At 70.1% G+C, this 1927-nt stretch carries 2 protein-coding genes; both read right to left on the bottom strand.

The window, feature by feature from the left end:
- Positions 1-1100 (bottom strand): TrbL/VirB6 family protein (locus tag HOV91_RS38960; protein WP_174190168.1); only part of this gene is annotated, 1100 nt, incomplete at its 3' end.
- A complete protein-coding gene (locus tag HOV91_RS38965) occupies positions 1097-1879 on the bottom strand; it encodes a DUF8175 domain-containg protein (protein WP_051047470.1) in 783 nt (260 codons plus the stop codon). The genes HOV91_RS38960 and HOV91_RS38965, both read right to left, overlap by 4 nt.
- Positions 1880-1927 lie beyond the last annotated feature (48 nt).

A 1927-nucleotide genomic window follows, 5' to 3' on the forward strand; every position in this document is an offset into this window, starting at 1 on the left:
CCCCCACCACCGCCGCCACCGCCACCACCGGAGGCGTCGCCGGGGCCGGATCCGCTGGGCGCGTTCTCGCCTTCGCTGACCTTGCGGGCGCTGCCGCGCTCGCCGGTCGAGCCCATGGCGATACCCGCCGCGCCACCGGCCAGCACCGCGGTTGCGCCGCCGCCCCCGCCGAGGGTGGCCACCGCCGGGGCGACCAGCCGGACTAGGGCCGGGAGCACGATCACGCTCATCACCAGCAGGATCAATCCGAGCAGGACCTGCTGCGGGTCGGTCTGTTTCTCGTCACCGATCACGGTGAAGGCGATGGCGTAGACGAGTGCCCCGACGGGTTTGTAGAGCACGAACGCCAGCGACCAAGACAACAGTTTCTTGTAGGACTGCGATCCCGGACCGGTGCCCGACGCCGCGGCAGCCAGGGGGATCACCGCCACGACCAGGATCAGCAGGGCTTGGCGGATCACCAACATGACCAGTTGGATCAGGGTGCTGATGAGTCCGAGCAGCCCGACCACGAACAGGATCCCGGTGCCGAGCCCGGCGTTGGTTTCCTTGTCGAATTCGGTGAGCCGGTCGACCGCGCGCATCCAGTCCCCGTGGCTGGAGGTGAAGATCACCCACTCCGAGAAGGCATCGCCCGCGCGGGTACCGGTGGTGACCAGGACCGCGAAGGCCATCGAGGTGAAACTGGCGCGCACCAGCATCAGGAAGCTCTCCTGGGCTTCTCCGGCCAATCCACCGCGTTTGGCCAGGGCCAACCGCGCGGCGGCGAACATGATTCCGGCGGTGAGGAACACGACCTGGAGCCCGCCGCTGAAGTCGCGCACTGCGGTCAGTGCCGCGCCCGGTTGGCCGCCGGGACCGGTCAGCACCGGGGAGGGCAGGTCGGTCCACCAGGCCATCACGAAACGCACCCCGCGGCCGAAACCCGACATCAGGAAATCGACCATGTCCTCCCAGGCCGAGCCCACCGCCTGGGTCGCGACCTGGCCGACCTGGCCGCACACCTGCTGCGGGCCGAGGGGGATATCGCAGACGCCGGGCACCGGCAGTTGCTGACGGGCGCCGCCGGCCGGGGACGCCAATACGAGGCTGTCGTTCATGAGGTGGCCTTCCATGTACCGAATCCGGTCATCGAGTCGACGAAGGTGCCTGGCCCCCAGAGGGTTTCGATCTCGGTGGGCACCGCGACGCGCCAGTCGCCGTCGAGCCAGGCCATCGGCCAGCGCGCGATCCTGTAGCCGAGCCCGTCGCGGGTCGCAAATTCGACGACCGCGTAGTCGGGGTTATATCCATCGGCGATGCGCACACCGTCTGGCACGGTGACGTAGCGGGCGGCGTCGGGGGTGCGCGCCCGCGAGCGCGCGAACCGGTCGACCAGGGCCTGTCCGCCGCCGTGATAGCGCAACGCGAGGACCTGTTGCCAAGTGGGTTCGGGGGCTGCGAGCGCGCGGGCGAGCGCGTCGGCAGCGGCGAGCCCGGCGCCTTGAGGGGTGTGCGCGAAACCCGAGGCGATGCCCTCGGCGATCGTGGTCGGGCCGTCGCCGGTCGAGACCGGCAGCGCCGCACCGCCCCATCCCCGTTGCCAGCGCAGGCCCGCAGGCGCGTGCACCAGGTAGTCCGGCTGTCCAGGGTCGGCCCGGCGGGTGCGATCCTGCGCGAGTGCGGTCCCGGCCTCGCTCGCGGGAATCTCGAGCCGGTTGCCGAACAGGTCCGCGGTCAGTCCCGTGGGGCGGGTCTCGGAGGAGGAAAGCGCCGGACGTGTTGTCGTACTGCCGGATTGAGAGGGGCCGTCGTCGCGGGTGATGGTCACGACGAACACGACGATCACCACCACGACGATGGCGGCGAAGACGATGATCAGCAGTCGAGGAATTCGCATGCGGGGCAGCTCGCTTTCAGCGCGGCAGGAAGACGACGAGGTCGGGGG

The sequence above is a fragment of the Nocardia barduliensis genome (assembly GCF_013315795.1).
Taxonomy (GTDB): domain Bacteria; phylum Actinomycetota; class Actinomycetes; order Mycobacteriales; family Mycobacteriaceae; genus Nocardia; species Nocardia barduliensis.

Coding starts and splice junctions, on each gene's coding strand:
- HOV91_RS38965 (WP_051047470.1), bottom strand. CDS start 1,879: ATGCGAATTCCTCGACTGCTGATCATCGTCTTCGCCGCCATCGTCGTG.